13 protein-coding genes and 1 pseudogene are annotated in these 18265 nt (G+C 58.7%); 3 read left to right on the top strand and 11 right to left on the bottom strand.

What is annotated here, in order from left to right; genetic code table 11:
• Nucleotides 1-11: 11 nt before the first annotated feature.
• From DXT59_RS25870 to DXT59_RS25855, 3 genes and pseudogenes are all read right to left on the bottom strand, one after another.
• Nucleotides 12-1355 (bottom strand): aminotransferase class I/II-fold pyridoxal phosphate-dependent enzyme, encoded by a 1344-nt coding sequence (locus DXT59_RS25870; protein WP_116140576.1) that lies wholly within the window; start codon nucleotides 1353-1355, stop codon nucleotides 12-14.
• Between the two features lie 109 nt (nucleotides 1356-1464).
• Complete coding sequence (locus DXT59_RS25865) at nucleotides 1465-2367, bottom strand: class I SAM-dependent methyltransferase (protein WP_116140575.1); 903 nt, start codon at nucleotides 2365-2367, stop codon at nucleotides 1465-1467.
• Nucleotides 2368-2729: 362 nt separating this feature from the next.
• A pseudogene (locus DXT59_RS25855) lies at nucleotides 2730-3668 on the bottom strand (ISNCY family transposase); the annotation flags it as partial.
• Between the two features lie 117 nt (nucleotides 3669-3785).
• Here DXT59_RS25855 and DXT59_RS25850 point away from each other — a divergent pair.
• Nucleotides 3786-4523 carry a serine hydrolase gene (locus tag DXT59_RS25850; RefSeq protein ID WP_162878244.1) on the top strand — a complete coding sequence of 246 codons (738 nt, stop codon included), beginning with the start codon at nucleotides 3786-3788 and terminating at the stop codon, nucleotides 4521-4523.
• A 246-nt stretch (nucleotides 4524-4769) separates the two neighbouring features.
• Here DXT59_RS25850 and DXT59_RS25845 read toward each other — a convergent pair whose 3' ends face one another.
• Entirely contained in the window at nucleotides 4770-5327 is a 558-nt protein-coding gene (locus DXT59_RS25845) for an inclusion body family protein (RefSeq protein ID WP_116140774.1), read from the bottom strand.
• 176 nt (nucleotides 5328-5503) lie between these two features.
• The gene (locus DXT59_RS25840; RefSeq protein ID WP_116140569.1) at nucleotides 5504-6061 is read right to left on the bottom strand and encodes an inclusion body family protein; all 558 of its coding nucleotides are present in this window, start codon (nucleotides 6059-6061) and stop codon (nucleotides 5504-5506) included.
• A 198-nt stretch (nucleotides 6062-6259) separates the two neighbouring features.
• Here DXT59_RS25840 and DXT59_RS25835 point away from each other — a divergent pair, with 198 nt between their 5' ends.
• The gene (locus DXT59_RS25835; protein ID WP_116140567.1) at nucleotides 6260-7036 is read left to right on the top strand and encodes a 2OG-Fe(II) oxygenase; all 777 of its coding nucleotides are present in this window, start codon (nucleotides 6260-6262) and stop codon (nucleotides 7034-7036) included.
• Nucleotides 7037-7078: 42 nt separating this feature from the next.
• On the opposite strand, the gene DXT59_RS25830 is transcribed toward DXT59_RS25835, so the two are convergent.
• Complete coding sequence (locus DXT59_RS25830) at nucleotides 7079-7747, bottom strand: carboxymuconolactone decarboxylase family protein (protein ID WP_162878243.1); 669 nt, start codon at nucleotides 7745-7747, stop codon at nucleotides 7079-7081.
• A 471-nt stretch (nucleotides 7748-8218) separates the two neighbouring features.
• Between DXT59_RS25830 and DXT59_RS25825 the strand changes: the two genes are divergently transcribed.
• Nucleotides 8219-8884, top strand: a complete 666-nt coding sequence (locus DXT59_RS25825) for a phosphoribosyltransferase (protein WP_116140563.1) — start codon at nucleotides 8219-8221, stop codon at nucleotides 8882-8884.
• 19 nt (nucleotides 8885-8903) lie between these two features.
• Here the strand turns inward: DXT59_RS25825 and DXT59_RS25820 are convergent, their stop codons facing one another.
• The 5 genes from DXT59_RS25820 to DXT59_RS25800 form a co-directional block, all read right to left on the bottom strand.
• A complete protein-coding gene (locus tag DXT59_RS25820; RefSeq protein WP_116140561.1) occupies nucleotides 8904-10607 on the bottom strand; it encodes a SpoVR family protein in 1704 nt (567 codons plus the stop codon).
• Nucleotides 10604-11872: a YeaH/YhbH family protein gene (locus DXT59_RS25815; RefSeq protein WP_116140559.1), complete on the bottom strand. Its 1269-nt coding sequence runs from the start codon at nucleotides 11870-11872 to the stop codon at nucleotides 10604-10606. The genes DXT59_RS25820 and DXT59_RS25815 overlap by 4 nt, the downstream gene beginning before the upstream one ends.
• A 171-nt stretch (nucleotides 11873-12043) precedes the next feature.
• Entirely contained in the window at nucleotides 12044-13966 is a 1923-nt protein-coding gene (locus DXT59_RS25810; RefSeq protein ID WP_116140557.1) for a PrkA family serine protein kinase, read from the bottom strand.
• Nucleotides 13967-14753: 787 nt separating this feature from the next.
• Nucleotides 14754-16667, bottom strand: coding sequence for a methyl-accepting chemotaxis protein (locus DXT59_RS25805; protein WP_116140555.1), 1914 nt, complete (start codon nucleotides 16665-16667; stop codon nucleotides 14754-14756).
• A 268-nt stretch (nucleotides 16668-16935) separates the two neighbouring features.
• The gene (locus tag DXT59_RS25800; protein WP_116140553.1) at nucleotides 16936-17964 is read right to left on the bottom strand and encodes a LacI family DNA-binding transcriptional regulator; all 1029 of its coding nucleotides are present in this window, start codon (nucleotides 17962-17964) and stop codon (nucleotides 16936-16938) included.
• Nucleotides 17965-18265 lie beyond the last annotated feature (301 nt).

The following is an 18265-nucleotide window of genomic DNA, read 5'->3' as shown; positions in this document are numbered from 1 at the left end:
CTCCGTAGCAGTTAGGCGCTTAACGTGCGACCTACGCCTGTGCCGAGCGCATCGTACTTGCCGGCGAGTTCAGTCAACGAATCGACCGTGCGATCAATTTGCTCGAGGGTATGCCGAACGTTGACGATGAATCGGATACGGCCGTCGTTCGCCGCTACCATGGGGTAGGCGACCGGCACCGAAAACACCCCACGTTTATACAATTCGAAGCAGATCTTCAGCAGTTTTTCGGTGTCTGGAATATAAATCGGAATAATCGGACTCTCGCTATTTCTTAAATCGAAACCGGCATCGCGTAGCCTAGTGCGCATGTACTGATTTTTTTTATGCAAGTCAAAAGCTATAGTCGGGTCGCTTTCGATGACTTCGAGGGATGCCAGCACGGCTGCTGCGTCTGCGGGTGTAAAGCAAGCCTGAAATGCATAGGCGTTGGCGCTCCATTGAAAATAGGAAGCGAAGCGACGCTCCGTTGCAACGAAGCCGCCAATGGATGCAGTTGCCTTGGAGAAAGTCGACGCAAGAAAGTCGACGTTTTCCAGAATATTCTCTTGATGGCAAAGACCCTTGCCACCCGCGCCATAAAGGCCGAAAGAATGTGCTTCATCGACAAATAGAAGAAAATCGTAACGTTGCTTTAGCGCGGAAACTTGCGCGAGCGGGCATATGTCGCCGCTCATGGAGTAGACCGATTCGACTACGACGATTATTTTTCCTGTACATTCGCGTTGCGATACTTCAAGTTTTTCCTGTAAATCCTTTACCGAGTTATGTTGGAATGCTATCCATCTTCTTGCCGGTGAGAGCCTGATGCCGTCCCGAATCGAGGCGTGAGATTCGCTGTCGATCAGCACATGATCGCCTTCTTGGCACAGTGCCGCGAGCGCTCCCATATTCGCAGTAAAGCCTGTAGGAAAAAGCAAAACTGATTCCTTGCTTAACCAATCTTGAAGTTTTGCCTGAATTTTTCGGTGTAAAATATTCATGCCGCCGGAGATCGCCGAAGTTCCACAACCTGTCCCCATGCGATAAACCGCTTCGACAACCTGATCAATTACCTTGGGATGTCGATTTAGTCCAAGATATAGGTTGGTTGACCATATTGTGCAATCGTGTGGTATTTCATCTAGCGATGTGGCCATGGGAGCGTGAGCGTCGCTCCCATGGCACGAAAACGAATCGAAACCGTAGATGCCTTCGCGAAGTTGCATTTGACGCAACGAATCCATCTTCTCGGCGATGAGGTTGACATTTCGGATGCCTGCCAACTTCATCTCCATCATGAGTGTACCAGTCGTATGCTGGTACGGATCATTTGCGGTCGAAGGTATCGAAGTTATTTTTTCGATTAACGACATGGTGGCTCCTTCATTGCAGGCTCGATGCGAGCAAGTTCTACGGCGAGCGGCGCTGGGTTACTTTTGAAAAAATCGATATTCATCTAATCTTTGAGTGGTATCGATTGTATTATTTTGCTATTCCCTCGATGACAATTGCATGGGGGTGATCGCTGTATGCGATAAGAGCTTCGGGCATCGGGGTCGAGGCGTTGAATGCCGTGGCCCGCAGATGATGCCAGTTGATCGAGTGGATGCCGGCGCGTTTCAGAGACTGCTCGATCGACGATCGTTTCCAATACCAGGCATGTACTGATCCTGTGTATCCTCGATGGTTCAAATCGAGCCTCAATCGACTGCAATCTTCATAGTCCGACTTGCTTGCATCATCTGGGGTAAATTTTAATCCATACGGCACGTAGTATTCTGGATTCCTGTTGATATCAGGATTGATTGTAACGGCAACAATGCGTCCGCCTGGGCGAATAAGAGACGCCATTTCTCCGCACATCGCATCTAATAGAGCGACCGTACTTGCATATGGTAAGACATAAATGCTTAGCAACGTATCGTATTTTATTTTTGTGTGCTCTCGGATGCTTGATATGTAATTTATGTCTAGATTCTCTTGACTGGCTTGCGTGCGCGCGTAATCTCGCATTCCAGCGGTGGGTTCGTAACCGGTGATGTAGGCGGCACCATGTTTTTTTAATAGGCGCGTGTATCCGCCTCCGCCACAACCGAAGTCAATGAAGGACTTTTCGGTCGGCTTTCCGATGACATTGAATACCGTTGGAACTTCGAAAAATTTTCTGAATTCCCATTCAAACATGTCTTCATAAAGATCTGCCAATTGAGAGAACTGTTCCGCGGGTGTTGACTCATCTGATGTTGCTGCGCACATTGGAATTCCTTTAAGTGAAATTTTCGCCAATTTGGATAGCGCCTGATGCTGCATATTTGAGGGGGCGGATTCGGCTTCATGTGCCTGATTGGGGTGATTTAATTGTAGGGCAATGCCGCTCGACGTCATTGTGCCTTTTCATTATCTTGCGTCGTGAGACTCGTATTGTGGGATTCGATATTTTTCCAATTAAATTTTGTCCTTTGGGTATGGTGCGGAGGGCAAATGTCGAGCTTCGTTGCGAAGGCGACCGGCGCGAACGATTCGCCGACGAAGGACAGGCGGCAAATGATCACGCCCGTCAGCATGAAGACGGTGAGGTTATGGTGATCGATGGGCTGGTGAAGGACACCAATTCAGCGACGACCAATAGCCTTGGTTGGTAGCCTCGCTTCCGTGCGGATCTCGACTCGCCCCGTCAGGGTGATTCCCACACCTCGATGTAGCGGTGGATCAGCTTCCGGTTCGCCGGCGTGTCGTTCAGCAAATTTCTCGTCGTCGCGCAGCGGCCTGTGCGCGTCGAACTCGCTCTTGGGCGGCTTGGCAAAGCGCGCGTTGTAGGCCGCGATAAAGGAGGGCGCATAGGCATTGGCCGCCTCGAGCGTGTTGATCCCGCGCAGGCGCAGCTCTTTGACCAGCCGGTCCTGCAAGGTCAGATGCGCTCGCTCCACGCGCCCCTTGGCCGGGCTGCTGTTGGCGCAAAACGTGTCGATATTGAGCTCGTACATCGCGCGCCCAGAGTGGGTCACACTGTCGCCAGTCCCGCTCGCTGCCGTTTTGCGAAACACGCTGGCCTTGTCGCTGTAAAAGGCCACCGGCTTGCCGTGGCGCTCAATGTACGCACGCGTGGCCTCGAAATAGCTGAAGGTCGATTCGCTCGCCGTAAAGTGCAGCATCATCAACCGGCTCGTCGCGTCGTCGACGTACACCAGCAGCGTACAGGCTGGCGCCCGATCCTCGAACCAGCGATGGTCGCTGCCATCGATCTGGATCAGCTCGCCCAAACATGCACGCCGTGCCCGCGGTTGATAAACCTTCGGTGGTCGCTGCCGGCGCGGTACCCAGAAGCCGGCCTCCGTCATGAGCCGTCTGACCGTTTCCTTGGCCAGCCGGATACCGTGGCACTCCCACAGCTTCTCGCAGGCCAGCGTCGGCCCGAAATCGGCGTAGCGATCCCGAATGATCGCCAGCGCCCGCGCTGCGAGATCGCCGTCGAGTCGACGATTGCCGGGCTTGGTTCGATGACCAGAAACCAGCCCGGCCGGCCCGTGTTCCCGAAACCGGGCAGCGAGCCGCCGAATCTGTCGCGTCGTCAGCTCCAGCCGGTCGGCTGCACGCCATGGCTGGAGCTTGCCGTCCACCACATCCTGAATGACCTTGAATCTGTCCAGCTCGCGCATCGTCATGGTTATCCGTTCTGTCGCAGCCATCAGGGCCTCCAGCACCGGGAACTCGGCGGCCGGATAGCTTACGCTGCTCGGAAGCGGACATTTCTAAGTAGCCAGAAGCGGACATTACTAAAAAGCCCTAACAAAAGGAGGTTGGATGTGTCGCGTTATGTAAAGGAACTTGCTGTCGGTAGCGTTCTGATGTTGGCCAATGCCATCGCGCCGGCGAGCCCAGTGTTCTCGGATACGGGATACGCCGCCGATGCATACGGTGCTACGGAAAACTATCCGCTGCCGATATCAGGTCGCGCAAGAACGCAAAAGCAGTTCGTCGGCTATTACAGCCATTACGACACGGTCCGGCCTGCCGATCCGATCGAGAAGGCAGGCCGCCCGTCGCTGCTCAAGACGTCCGAGCGCGAACTGACGCTGACGTACCCATACGGTGGCCAATACCGCAACCTCAACAACTATCTCGATCGGAATCCGGTCACCGGTCTGCTCATCGCGCGCGGCGATACGATTCTGTACGAACACTATCGCTACGATCGAAAGGATTCAGACAGGTTTCTATCCCAATCGATGGCGAAGACGGTGATCGGCATGCTGATCGGAATCGCGGTATCCGAAGGCTCGATACGCTCGATAGACGATCTCGCGGATCTCTATGTGCCGGAATTGGCGGACAACCCGTACGGACAAACTTCGATCCGAGATCTACTGCATATGTCTTCCGGAGTGCATTTCTTCGAGGACTCCAATGCCGGCGACGACAGGGATAAGTTGGGACTCGATCTATTCGACCCCCATGGGAAGGGCGCAATAGAAGCCGTTAGGCGCTTGGGAACTCGGCGGCCGGATAGCTTACGCTGCTCGGAAGCGGACATTTCTAAGTAGCCAGAAGCGGACATTACTAAAAAGCCCTAACACAAAAAAGTTCGATAATTCATGTTATGTCAAATTACGTTCACACCGAACATGACCTGATCGATGGCGGTCGCGCAGCCCTTATCCTCGAGTCTGTCGCGACCGGCTCCGTCTCCATCTCAGACCACGACCGCAACAGCGCACGCCAATCCTCGCGCTCCTGCGCGACTCATGGCGTGCATGATCTACGGTTCTAACGGGTCGAGAACTGTGTGATTACGCCGGAACCGTGATGTACGGATCCCACCAGTAGTAGCCGAACAGATCTTGCTTCTGCCCGCCGGTGAGCGTGTAGAGGCCAAAGCTGACTCCAAATCCTTCGCGCCCGCTCTGACGAACCGTCGACCCGAACGTCGCGAAAGTCAGCGGCTTTTGCAGCGGCGGCAAACCGTTCCGACTCGGCGAATCGGGATTCGGCTGGACCGCGCCATTACGGACGACGGTGTCCGTGCTGAATTGATTGAATACCTGGTCTCCTTGAAAATGCCTGATGTTGTAGACGATAACGGCATCGTCTGAGTTGTCGTAAATCGATACACCGGTGAATAAGACGCGATCGCCGGGATAAGCGGAAAATTCCAAGTCCCCCGTGCCTTGGCCCCGAATGATGCTGCGCGCTCCCGTGCAAAGCATGAACTGATGATCATGCGAAATACCGGTCGGATTGTTCTGATCCTTGCTCCCGTTCGGATATGCGGCCTTGATGTACTCAGTGTCGATAACTACAAGGATGTTGATATCCTGTGAGCTTGCGGACAACGTGATTTCGGCCATTTGCATCCCCTATTTCGCGACGGATTTAATTAAAAGCGAGACGGTGCGTCGCAAACCCCGTCGCAATCAATTTCCTCCTATTTTATGATTAATACACCTGTCGAAGTATACAGGGTCGAAATTGCGCCATTAAATAGCTGCTTCGATATAAATTGCCGTCTATATGTTGCAACTACCTAATTATCGAAGCGAAACGATTGGTTCCACGCGTAATAACCAAATAAATTCTGACTTTGTCCATTGACGGAAATTACGTAAAGTCCGAAGGCAAGTTGAAGCTCGGCCGCGCCTTGTGCAATGACGGTCGATTCGAAGCTCGAACAATCAACTCGGCTTTCGATGGGCGGGAGGCCGTTGCGATACGGGGAGTCGGGGTCCGGCCGGACGGCTGCCGCTCTCGTGACCACCGCTTGCTTGAACCGGCCGAAAACTTTTGCGCCGGAGCGCTGGCTGATGCTATAGGCAATCACCGCGTCGTCCGCATTGCCGCAGATCGAAGTCACGCGCACCGCTATTCGATCCCCAACGTTGGCTGACAATCGGAGTTCACTTGACCCTTGCGCCCGTATCGCACCCGCTCCCGTACAGACCATGAATTGCCTTTGGCTCGAAATGTGCCGGGGCTCAGCCGCATTCTCGTTCGGTCCGTAGGTCGACTTGACGTACGCGGTATCGACAACCACCAGCACGTTCACGTGACCCGCTTTCATTGGCTTCCCGGTATCGGCCGACATGACGGCACCTCCCGCTCGGATTACGCCAATTTGCGCCTCATTGGACACTGATGCACCTGTCAATGTCGGCAGGCATTGATAAACGATTCGTAACCCGTCACGGCGCTCGAATAAAAGCGCAAAGTTCGGTGGGTCAACGGCCGCGTCTTGCCGCAGAATATCTCCGACTCCGTACCTTTCAATGAACCATTCGCAAGCATGCCCCTCGCCAAACGAGTTCCGTCTCCCGCCGTCGACACCGGCGGTAGCCTGTCCTTCCCTTCTGTCGATGCGACGATTCAAAGACTAACGAGCGGCGACTGGGCCGACATCGAGGCGGGGCTCGACGCGCAAGGATGCGCCGTCGTCCCCGCCCTGTTGACACCGGCCCAATGCGAGGCGCTAAGCGGGATCTACGATAGGGATTCGCTCTATCGAAGCCGCGTCGTCATGAGTCGCCACGGTTTCGGACGAGGCGAGTACAAGTATTTCACTTACCCCCTTCCCCAGCCCATCGCCTCCCTTCGCTCGGCGCTCTATCCTCATTTAGCATCGATCGCAAACCGTTGGAACGCGGCCATGGGCATCGAGGCTCGCTATCCGAAAACCCATGCGGCGTTCGTCGATCGCTGCCATCGAGCCGGTCAAACGCGTCCGACGCCGCTCATACTGCGATATGGGCCCGGGGACTACAACTGCTTGCACCAGGACCTGTATGGCGAGCATGTGTTTCCGCTCCAAGTTGCGATTTTGCTATCGCAACCCGGCAGGGACTTCACGGGTGGCGAATTCGTGCTCACCGAACAGCGGCCGCGGATGCAGTCGCGGCCGGAAGTCGTTGCTCTCGAGCAGGGCGATGCGGTGATCTTTGCGGTTAGCCAGCGCCCCGTGCAAGGTACGCGCGGCCCTTACCGCGTCAATATGCGCCACGGCGTAAGCCGCATCCGCTCAGGGCAGCGCCACACTGTCGGCATCATTTTTCATGATGCGCTGTAGCGCCGGCAGTGCAATCGATGCAGGCGAGGCGCGCGGCCTCGCCTACGGCCGCACGGTGTACCGCTCCAACACAGCGGCCGCAGGCTGCAATGCGTTCAACGTCAAGGGCCAACCCGCGTAGACAGTCGTATGCATCAGCAACTCGACGAGTTGCTCTCGTGTCCATCCGGCGTGCAGGCAGCGCTCGATATGCGCAGCGATCTGGCTCCGCTCGTTGCCGCGCGCAAGCGTTCTCGCCAACTCCACGAGCCGCCGATCGCTCAAGGCGAGCGGCGGCCCGTCGCAAGCCCGAATGCGCGCGAGCGCCGATAAAACGTCCGCGTGCCGCGAGGCGTCAAACAGCACGACCACGTATCGTCGAACGTCCTCGGGAACCCGTCCCGGCTCGCTCGAAAGCGCGTCCCCGATAGTGCTGTCCTTCGCAAGGACGCGTTCTGCGACGGCTGTCGCGGCTTCGAACGACCGAGTCCCGGCGCCAGCCGCCGCGAATAAGATGACCTCCGCCATTTCTCGCGGCGACCAACCGGTGCGCAACATGCCGACACAGTGCAACTCGAGCGCCGACGGCACGTCACCCAGTGCGACCAGCATCGCGACGGTCGCCAATTCCCTATCCTTCAGCGACAACGCGGGGCGACTGATCACTTCGCCATAGGTCTGCTCGATCAAAAGACGAGCAAACGCCGGCGAAAGGCGCTGCAGCGTTTTCACAAGCTCGGCGCCCTTCTCTCCGCCGATGGCCTCCAGCGCGGCCCAGCCGTTTGCTCGAACACCGGAACGCCTATCTCGCTGGTTAGGCGAACGGCGTCCGCCGGCACCCAGGCTCCATGACCGGCGCCAGGCCCGAACTGCAGACACAAGCTTGTTCGGCGCTCGGCCGGATCGGTTCGATGGCGCTCCCCCACCCTGTTGCTGCCCGTCTTGCACGGCGACTCCTTGGCGACGTCGATACGTCTTCGTTGCATCTGGCACGCATGCGCAAAAGCGCCCATGCGTTTGTCAATTTGACGGTAGGCGGCCGATACCCGAGAAACCTGAACAAATGTGACACGCGGCGGCCGCCCTTGCGGTATGCCCAACTACTGACGAATCGATGCAGGCAAGCGCCCACCGTAGCGCTCGAATTCCCGCCTAGAATGAAACGTGGCGGCATTGTTCGCGCTCATTGGCGCGGGGTGACCTATGTTCGCGCTGTTCAAAGATCGCAACGAGGCCGGGCGCTTGCTCGCCGCTCGTTTGCGCAACGAAGGCTGTGGTAAGCAAACGGTCGTCCTGGGTCTACCGCGCGGCGGCGTTCCCGTCGCATCGGAAGTCGCGTCGGCGCTCGGCGCGGAGCTCGATGTATTGCCGGTCCGAAAAATCGGCGTACCGGGTCATGGGGAATTGGCGATGGGCGCCATTGCCTCCGGCGGCGCGTTGCATGTGGAGCACGATACGATGGAAGCGGCTCTCGTCACACAAGCGCAGTTCGACGCGGTCCTGGCCCGGGAGCGCGCCGAGCTGACGCGAAGAGAGGCGGCTTACCGAGGGGATCGTCCGCCAGCCTCCGTCGAGGGACGCACGGTATTGCTCGTCGACGATGGCCTCGCCACGGGTTCGACGATGAAGGCCGCCATTCTCGCGCTGCGCGCGCGTCATCCGGCACGCATCATCGCGGCGCTGCCTGTCGCCCCGGCCGGGATCGAAGCGCAGTTCGAGGATCTAGCGGACGACTTCGTATGCGTCGCGCAGCCGGCGCTGTTTTTCAGCGTCGGCCAGCACTATGAGGATTTCGGGGAAACGACAGACGACGATGTGCGCGCCCTACTCAAGCGCGCATGGAATGACAACGCGGGGCAAGCGCGGTGATGTGCCGCGCTTGCCCTCGCTAGAGTCTGATGGCCGGCGGTGTGTAACGGCAGTCGTACCGCTTCCTTACCGTGCCGTTCTCGTCGACGCTCTCCAGATAGACATCGAACTGCCACAGCCGCGCCATGTGCTTGAGTACTTCGTCGCTGTCGCCGGCCAGGTGCCGGTTATCGCTCATGAAGTGCCGTAGCGTGAGGCTGCGATCTCCTCGCGTATTGACCGACCAGACTTGAATGTTCGGCTCGCGATGGTGCATGTCGTATTGGCGCGACAGCGATTGCCGCACGTGCTGATACCCGCTGTCGTCATGTATGGCGGACACTTCGAGCGCATCGCGCGTATCGTCGTCGAGCACGGAAAACAGGCGCATGTCGCGAATGAGGTGCGGCGACAAGTATTGAGCGATAAAACTCTCGTCCTTGAAGTTGCGCATGGCGTAGTGCAGCGTTTGCAGCCAGGGCGTGCCCGCGATGTCCGGGAACCAGCGGCGGTCCTCCTCGGTGGGCGCCTCGCAAATCCGGCGGATGTCGCTCATCATCGAAAAACCGAGCGCATACGGATTCATGCCGCTGTAGTAAGGCTTGGTGACGGGGGGCTGATAGATGACGTTGCTGTGGGAATGCAAGAACTCCATCATGAAGCCGTCTTCGAGCACGCCTTGGTTGTACAGCGTATTGAGCAGCGTGTAATGCCAGAAAGTGGCCCAGCCCTCGTTCATCACTTGAGTTTGCCGTTGCGGATAAAAGTACTGGCCGATCTTGCGCACGATGCGAATGACCTCGCGCTCCCAAGGTTCGAGCAGCGGGGCGTTCTTTTCCGCGAAATAGAGCAAGTTTTCTTGCGGTTCCGGCGGAAAGCGTTCTTCCTCTTCTTCCGCGAGCGGCGTGTGGTGAGACGGTAGCGTGCGCCAAAGCTCGTTGACCTGCGATTGCAGATAGGCCTCGCGCTCCCGGCGCAGCGCGGCCTCTTTGGCGAGCGAGAGTTTTTGCGGCCGCTTGTAGCGGTCCACGCCGTAATTCATCAACGCATGGCACGAGTCGAGCAGCTCCTCGACGCGGTCCATGCCGTACCGTTCCTCGCATTCGGCGATGTAATTCTTGCCGTAGACGAGGTAATCGATGATGGCATGCGCGTCGGTCCAAAGACGGAACAGATAGTTGCCCTTGAAAAACGAATTGTGCCCATACGCGGCATGCGCGATCACGAGCGCCTGCATCGTCATCGTGTTCTCTTCCATCAGATACGCGATGCAAGGGTTCGAATTGATGACGATCTCGTAGGCGAGGCCCATTTGGCCGCGCCGGTAGCTCTTTTCCGTCGATAGGAAGTGTTTGCCGAAGGACCAGTGCCGATAGTTGACGGGCATGCCGACGGACGCATACGCATCCATCATCTGCTCGGCGCTGATGAGTTCGAGTTGGATCGGATAGACGTCGAGCTCGTATTGCTCGGCGACGCGCGCGATATGCGTGTCGTACTCTTCGATCAGTTCGAAGGTCCAATCGGACGGCCACGGTAACGGTCTGCGGTCGGCGACGTTCATACGGGGTTCCCTTTGCGCCACAACGGGGGAAGTTGCTTCGGCCTGGCCCGGAGCGTCGGTGCCGGCTGGCTGCTCGGATTTCGTCTGTTCCCGGCCATGCGCCTGCGGTTCGTGCGCGCCCCGACGGCGCCGCTCCGGTTGATAGCCGCGCGACTCGTTATGCAAATGCTTAGTACTCATGAGGCCGCCACCTGCTTTTCGAACAGCTCCCTGAACACGGGATAGATATCGGCCGCGGCATCGACTTTCTTCATCGCCAGATGAGGTTCCGTCATGGCGAGCTGCGCATACTCCAGCCACAAATTTTGCTCTTCGGGCGCGACTTGAATATAGGCGAAGTAGCGCACCTTTGTCAGGATGTCCTCCTGCAGGATACGGCGGCACTTCGGCGAGTCGTCGGTCCAGTTGTCGCCGTCGGAGGCTTGAGCTCCGTAAATATTCCATTCACTCGGCGAATACCGCTCGTTTTGTATCTTGCGCATGAGTTCGAGCGCGCTCGACACCACGGTGCCTCCGCTTTCCGTCGAATGAAAGAACGTATCCTCGTCCACCTCTTCCGCGCGGGTATGGTGTCGGATGAAGACGACGTCGATCTTTTCGTAGTTACGCTTAAGGAACAAATAGAGCAAGATGAAAAACCGCTTCGCGAGATCCTTGCGCTGTTCGTCCATCGACCCGGAGACGTCCATCAAGCAAAACATCACCGCCTGGCTCGACGGCTGAGGCTGCTTGACGCGATTGACGTAGCGCAGGTCGAACGGATCGATGAAGGGGATGCGCCAGATCCGCCCGCGCAGGTGGTGCAATTCTTCCTCGAGCCGCTTCAGTTCCTCGGCGTGGTCGCCGGGCTCGCTCGAGAGCGCCTCGTACTGGCGTTCGAGTTCATGCAACTGATTGACGAGGGGGGCACCGAGCGCGATGCGCCGGCCCAACGCGCTGCGCAGCGACCGTACGACATCGATATTGTTCGGCGTGCCTTCCGCGGCCCACCCCGCCCGGATGTTCTTCCAAGTGGGAACCGCCAGCAAGTGCGTCTTGACGAGCCGAGGCAGTTCCAGGTCGTCGAAGAAGTACTGCATGAATTCGTCGCGGCTCAACTCGAAGACGAAATCGTCCTGCCCCTCGCCTTCGTTGCTCGCTTGACTGCCTCCACCGCCGCTGCCGCCGTTCGGCCGCGGGATCTTGTCGCCGCGCACGTATTCCTCGTTGCCGGGGTGGACGAGTTCGCGGCGGCCGCCCTGGCCGTGGCGAAATTGCGGCTCGGCGATATCCTTGCGCGGAATCGTGATGCTCTGCGTGTTCTGAATATCCTTGATGCTGCGATCGCGCACCGCTTCCGATACGGCGCGCCGAATGTAGTTCTTCACGCGGCGCAAAAAGCGCTCGCGGTTCGCAATGCTCTTGTTCTTACCTGCCAGCCTGCGGTCGATGATTTGATGAAGCACATCCAGTCTCCCGCTTTAATTTCCGAAAGCGACACGACGCTGGTCCGGTGCAGGCCTCATGCCCGCGCGGCACACGTCGCGTGGCGCTTGCCGCGCTTGAGTTCAAGCGTTCGCGGGCAGCAAACCCGCGAACGCCTGAGCGAGCGCGACGACTCGTCCCACTGCTGCCGTTTATGACGACTTGCGCACTCGCAGATACCAGTCGCAAAGCAAGCGCACCTGCTTCGGCGTATAACCCTTCGCGACCATGCGATTGACGAAGTCTTCGTGCTTGCGCTGCTCCTCAGCCGACCCTTTAGCGTTGAACGAGATGACGGGCAGCAATTCCTCCGTGTTCGAGAACATCTTCTTTTCGATGACGACACGCAACTTCTCGTAGCTGATCCAGGCCGGATTCTTTCCGCCGTTAGCGGCCCGAGCGCGCAATACGAAGTTCACGATCTCGTTGCGGAAATCTTTCGGATTGCTGATGCCCGCCGGCTTCTCGATCTTCTCCAGCTCGGCGTTCAGCGCCGCGCGGTCGAAGCTCTCGCCCGTATCGTGATCGCGGAACTCCTGGTCCTGGATCCAGAAATCGGCATAAGTGACGTAGCGATCGAAAATGTTCTGGCCATACTCCGAATACGATTCCAGATACGCGGTTTGAATCTCCTTGCCGATGAACTCGGCGTAGCGCGAAGCGAGCAGGTCCTTCACGAAGGACAGATACTTTTGCTCCGTTTCGGGCGGAAATTGTTCGCGCTCGATTTGCTGTTCGAGTACGTACATGAGGTGCACGGGGTTGGCCGCCACCTCGCTCGTATCAAAATTGAAGACCCGCGAGAGAATCTTGAAAGCGAACCGTGTCGAAACCCCGGTCATCCCCTCGTCGACGCCCGCGTAGTCGCGATACTCCTGATAGGACTTCGCTTTCGGATCGGTGTCTTTCAGGTTCTCGCCGTCGTACACCTGCATCTTCGAAAAGAGATTCGAATTCTCGGGCTCCTGCAGACGCGTGAGCACGGAGAATTGCGCCATCATCTTGAGCGTCCCCGGCGCGCAAACAGCTTGTCCGAGCGACGAATTGCGGATGAGCTTGTCGTAGATCTTGATTTCCTCCGACACCCGGAGGCAATACGGCACCTTGACCACGAAAATCCGGTCGAGCAGTGCTTCGTTGTTGCGGTTGTTGCGGAATGCCTTCCACTCCGATTCGTTCGAGTGCGCGAGGATGATGCCGTCGAACGGAATCGCGCCGAAACCCTCCGTGCCTTTGAAGTTGCCTTCTTGCGTCGCCGTCAGCAGCGGGTGCAGCACTTTGATCGGCGCCTTGAACATTTCGACGAACTCGAGCAGGCCCTGGTTGGCGAGACACAGACCGCCCGAGTAGCTGTAGGCGTCCGCGTCGTCCTGGGCGTATTGCTCTAGCTTGCGGATGTCCACCTTGCCGACGAGCGAGGAGATGTCCTGGTTGTTCTCGTCGCCCGGTTCCGTCTTCGCGATACCGATTTGACGCAGTATCGACGGATAGCGGCGCACCACGCGGAACTTGCGGATGTCGCCGTTGTACTCATGCAGACGTTTGACGGCCCACGGGCTCAGGATGCTCTTCAGGTAGCGCCGGGGGATGCCGTATTGCTCTTCGAGGATCGGTCCGTCTTCCTCGTAATCGAAGAGCCCTAGCGGCGATTCGTTCACCGGCGAGCCTTTGATCGAATAGAACGGCACGCGTTCCATCAATTGCTTGAGCCGTTCGGCGATCGAGGACTTGCCGCCGCCTACCGGACCGAGCAGATAAAGAATTTGCTTTTTCTCCTCGAGCCCCTGCGCGGCATGGCGGAAGTATGCGACCACCTGCTCGATCACATCCTCCATCCCGTAGAACTCGCGGAATGCTGGGTAAACCTTGATAACCTTATTCGCGAATATTCGCGACAAGCGGGGGTCGTGGCGCGTGTCGATCTGTTCCGGCTCCCCGATGGCCGTCAACATGCGTTCGCTCGCCGACGCGTACGCGGCGGGATCGTTCTTGCAGAGCGCGAGATACTCTTCGAGCGAGAACTCCTCCTCTCGGGTTTTCTCGAAGCGGTTCGCGAAGCTGCTGTAAATATCCATGCTACCTCCTCGCCGAAGTCTGCGGACGATGTCGTCTACTTGGTGGCTATACCGAAACGACCTCGCTCGAATTCATCCTAAACCCTTTTAAATTTTTTTTCACGACCTACGTGGTTCTACACACTACACGTGTGCCCTAACTTGGAGATGCGAGCACACTCGCCTACAATCTTGGTCCTGCTTCTCGCTCGCGCTGGTCGTTCACGCTTGCCGGCGCGACCTCGCGAGCACTCACCGCGTCGACTATTCGATCCATCATTCAACCAACCGTAGACCACGCGAACGCAAGCTGCGCGCATCGTCGGTTTTGCCATGTGCGCGAACGCTTCCAAGCGCGCACATTTCTCATATACCGGCATCCCTTCTCATGGTTGGCCCCGCCTTGTCGACGTCTTCACGCACGTCGAGCGATACACGGTAACGGCCCTTTGCACGTACGGTGCCTGCTCGCCGCGAAACATGAGAAACCGCCCCGCTCTTCGGCTATGCGCCTTTTCCGTGCGCCGTCTCCGCACTCTTTCTCCGTATACGCGCGGCCTGACGTTTCCGATGACGCAGGTACGCATCGGTTACAAGTATTTTTTGAAAGCGCGGTGCCGGTCGATGATTGCGCGCGCAGCGATCACGGAGGATCGACACCGCGCAAAGTGTGGCGCCATTGCAGCGTTTTTTTGGGGGCGGAAGAAAAGCGAAGCCCGATCGATCCGGATGGGACCGATCGGGCCTTGATGCGTCTGCGAACGGACGCGCGCCGCAGTCGCGAGCGACGCCCTTTAGCAGCGTGGGGTTAGAACGTTTCCCAGTCGTCGTCGGATGCGGCCTTCGATTGAATCGTCACAGGGGCTTTACGAACCGGAGCGGGAGCCGGAGCACCCCCCGCCGAGGGCATCGCAGCTTGCGCCATGGTGGCGGGTTTCACGTCCGCGCGCAGGGAAGTCTCGGCAGGTTGCGCCGATGCCGGCGTTGGTTTGGCCGTGGGCGCCGTTGCGGATGAGATGGCGCTCGCGCCGCCGGACTTGGCGGTGGCAAAGTGACGCTTAGCCGCGGATGCCGCCGGCGCCGGGCGCCGTGCTATCGGTTTGGCCGCCGCTTTCGACACGGCCGCCCTGCTCGGTGCGGCGGCCGACGGGGGCGCGGAGCGCCACGACGCGCCGTCATCGGCGACTTGGAAGACGCTTACGGCCGTCCGCAAGCGGTCGGCTTGCTCCTGCAGCGAGTGCGCGGCAGCCGAAGCCTGTTCGACGAGCGCGGCGTTTTGCTGCGTCACTTCGTCCATTTGCGACACCGCGCGCGCCACTTCGCCGATACCGCCGCTTTGCTCTTCCGAGGCTGCGGCGATTTCGCCCATGATGTCCGTCACGCGCTGCACGGCCGCGATGATCTCCTCCATGGTGCGCCCCGCCTCGCCCACGAGCGCCGATCCCGAGCGCACGCGATCGACCGAGGTGTCGATCAAGGTCTTGATTTCCTTGGCCGCGCCCGAGGAGCGCTGCGCCAACGCGCGAACCTCGCCCGCCACGACGGCGAACCCGCGCCCCTGCTCCCCGGCGCGTGCCGCTTCCACGGCCGCGTTCAGGGCGAGAATGTTGGTCTGAAACGCGATGCCTTCGATGATCGTGATGATGTCGGCGATCTTGGCCGAACTGTCGTTGATCTCGCCCATCGTGCCGACGACTTGGCCAACGACCTCGTTGCCCTTGTTGGCTATTTCCGACGCATTGGCCGCCAGAGCGCTCGCCTGACGCGCGTTATCGGCGTTTTGCCGGACCGTGCCGGTCAGTTGATCCATGCTGGACGTCGTTTCTTGGAGCGATGCCGCTTGTTCCTCCGTGCGAGCCGACAAATCGAGATTGCCCGCGGCGATCTGCTTGGTGGCCGAGGCGATCGATTCGCTGCCGCTGCGTACGGTTCGGACGGTGTCGGTCAGGCTGCGCTGCATCTTCGCCAGCCCTTCGAGCATGAGACCCATTTCGTCGCGCGTACGCACGACGATCGTGTGGCGCAGGTCGCCCGACGCAATCGCGTCGAACGCGGCCAGCGCGTCGGCAAGCGGCTTCGCGATCGCCGCGCGCAAGGTCAGGTACGACGCGAGCGCCGCCGCGAGCGCGATCGCCAGCAAACCGAGCGTGACCGCGCGGAACGTCTCGTAAGTCGAACGGGATGCCTCGAATCCGGCCTTCGATTGCGCAAACTGCATTTGGCTCAACGCGTCGTCGCTTTTCGACAAAGCGACGAAAGCCGATTGCAGCCCGTCGGCACTGCTTAGGATCTTATCGTGGTCGTTCGCGTTGATCGCGTCGACGTAGGCCGATATCGCCGATCGCAACGCTTCGCGCTTGCCGGAGGCGTCTTGCGCGAGCTTGTCTTCCTCTGCGTCGCGCGGCAGATCGAGGTACTTTTTCCACCAATCATCGGATCGCGCGCGAAGCTCGGCAGCGCGATCGAGGTTCTTCTTCGTTTGATCGGTCTCGCCTGCGTGCAACGCCGCCCGGTCCAATGCCAGGCGCTCGCGCGCCGCATAACTTTCCGCCATTCCGATTGCGACCGCGCTCGGCATCTGGTTCTGATAGATGTCGCTGGTCGCCTTGCTCGCTTTGTCCATCCCGGACAAGCCGAGCGCGCCAAGTGCCAGTAATAGCGCGGACAAAAACGCCATCGCCAAGCCAATGCGCGTCTTAATCGATATACCGTTTTTAAGCATTAGAAGTTCATCCTGTCAGAACCGAAGATCCGAACGCACCGTTCATCGCGCTTAGCGAAGGAAGCACGCGCTCTGTCCGGTGTTTACGGCCCTTACCCGGCGGTACTTGAGGAGAACTAATTAATTAGACAAATGGGGGCGTAGCCCCGATAGCGTCTAACGATAGAGAAGATGGGTTTTTGATTGACGTGGTCGTTATGCAAAACGACGAAGTTGCCGAGGGGAGCGACCGGCCCCTCGGCTCCGGCGGGCACTGGATGTCGCGCGGTTAAGCGAACAGCGCGGTGTTCATCGGCCCGGCAAATACGGCTGTCGATTCGCGCAGCACCAGCCGCGGCGTAATCACGCGGCGACGGGTAGGCCCACTTACCGCGCCGCTGATCCGCTCGATCAGCATTTGCGCCGCCGCCTCGCCGAGCGCGCGCACGGACTGGCCCACCGTCGACAGGGCCGGGTAGGTGTAACTACTCAGTTCGATATCGTCGAAGCCGATAATGGAGCAGTGTTGCGGCACGCGGATTCCGCGTTCGGCGGCCACGCGCAGCGCACCGATGCCCATCATGTCGTTGCACGCGAAAATCGCGGTCGGCCGCACGGTGTCGAACAACTGTCCGGCCGCCTGCTGCCCACCCTCGCCCGTAAAATCGCTTTCGACGATCGCACTCGGTTCGATATCGATGCCGCGCTCGGTCATTGCCCGAATGAAGCCATGTACGCGCATCGCGCTGACGGCCGTGGCCACCGGACCCGTAATGCACCCGATACGCACGTGGCCGAGTTCCAACAAATGCCGCGTGGCAAGGTAGGCGCCGCGTTCGTGATCGATTTGCACGAGGTCCGCCGCGAGACCTTCGATATTACGGTCGACGACGACGAGCGGCTCGCGCGTGTCCGTCAGGCTGCTCGCGAGAACGGCATCGTCTCCGGCCGACGCAATGATTAGACCATCGATGCGTTTTTCTTGCAAAATCCGCAAATAATTGCGCTGTTTTGCCGGATCGTCGTCCGAATTGCAAAAGAACATGCAATAACCCTGGCGCGCGCAACCGTCTTCGATGCCGCGCGCCAATTCGGCGAAATACGGGTCCGTGCTGTTGGGCACGACAAGTCCGATCGTCGCCGTCGCGCGCGCCTTCAACGATCGCGCGACCGCCGAAGGCACGTAATTCAATTGCGCGATCGCGCGCTCGACTTTCGAGCGCACGTCGGCCGAAACCGGACGCGTATTGTTGACCACGTGTGACACCGTGGTGAACGACACGCCGGCCATGGCCGCCACATCTTTGATCGTCGCCATTACCGATTTTCTCTCGCTTGTTGTTGTGTGCAGGCTAAATCAGCCCGCAACTACCCCATACGTCCGTTAATACCCACCACCGATCCGACGCGTTTCCCCGCGCGTTGTTCCGGAACGGCTATTTCACACCAACCGAGCATTGCCTGCATTGGCAATTCGACGCCAGTAATTCGTCGCGGCCGGTCAAATCCATCGGGTTGTCCGTTGTCGGGGCGGCTGCCTGCGCAGCCGTTGCGCCGGCAGCCACCATGACGCTTATGTCGGAGGATAACGGCAAGTTCGCGAGTTTTCTTGAGCGCGG

It is taken from the genome of Trinickia diaoshuihuensis (genome assembly GCF_003390925.1).
Lineage (GTDB): Bacteria > Pseudomonadota > Gammaproteobacteria > Burkholderiales > Burkholderiaceae > Trinickia > Trinickia diaoshuihuensis.
Note: the sequence above shows the minus strand (reverse complement) of the source record. Positions and strands in the feature narration are given on the sequence as shown.

Bases quoted from the DNA above. Each gene is read 5' to 3' on its own strand.
- DXT59_RS25845 (WP_116140774.1), bottom strand. From the start codon at position 5,327: ATGGCCGAAATCACGTTGTCCGCAAGCTCACAGGATATCAACATCCTT.
- DXT59_RS25825 (WP_116140563.1), top strand. From the start codon at position 8,219: ATGTTCGCGCTGTTCAAAGATCGCAACGAGGCCGGGCGCTTGCTCGCC.
- DXT59_RS25805 (WP_116140555.1), bottom strand. From the start codon at position 16,667: ATGCTTAAAAACGGTATATCGATTAAGACGCGCATTGGCTTGGCGATG.
- DXT59_RS25840 (WP_116140569.1), bottom strand. From the start codon at position 6,061: ATGTCGGCCGATACCGGGAAGCCAATGAAAGCGGGTCACGTGAACGTG.
- DXT59_RS25865 (WP_116140575.1), bottom strand. From the start codon at position 2,367: ATGACGTCGAGCGGCATTGCCCTACAATTAAATCACCCCAATCAGGCA.
- DXT59_RS25820 (WP_116140561.1), bottom strand. From the start codon at position 10,607: ATGAGTACTAAGCATTTGCATAACGAGTCGCGCGGCTATCAACCGGAG.
- DXT59_RS25835 (WP_116140567.1), top strand. From the start codon at position 6,260: ATGCCCCTCGCCAAACGAGTTCCGTCTCCCGCCGTCGACACCGGCGGT.
- DXT59_RS25870 (WP_116140576.1), bottom strand. From the start codon at position 1,355: ATGTCGTTAATCGAAAAAATAACTTCGATACCTTCGACCGCAAATGAT.
- DXT59_RS25800 (WP_116140553.1), bottom strand. From the start codon at position 17,964: ATGGCGACGATCAAAGATGTGGCGGCCATGGCCGGCGTGTCGTTCACC.
- DXT59_RS25810 (WP_116140557.1), bottom strand. From the start codon at position 13,966: ATGGATATTTACAGCAGCTTCGCGAACCGCTTCGAGAAAACCCGAGAG.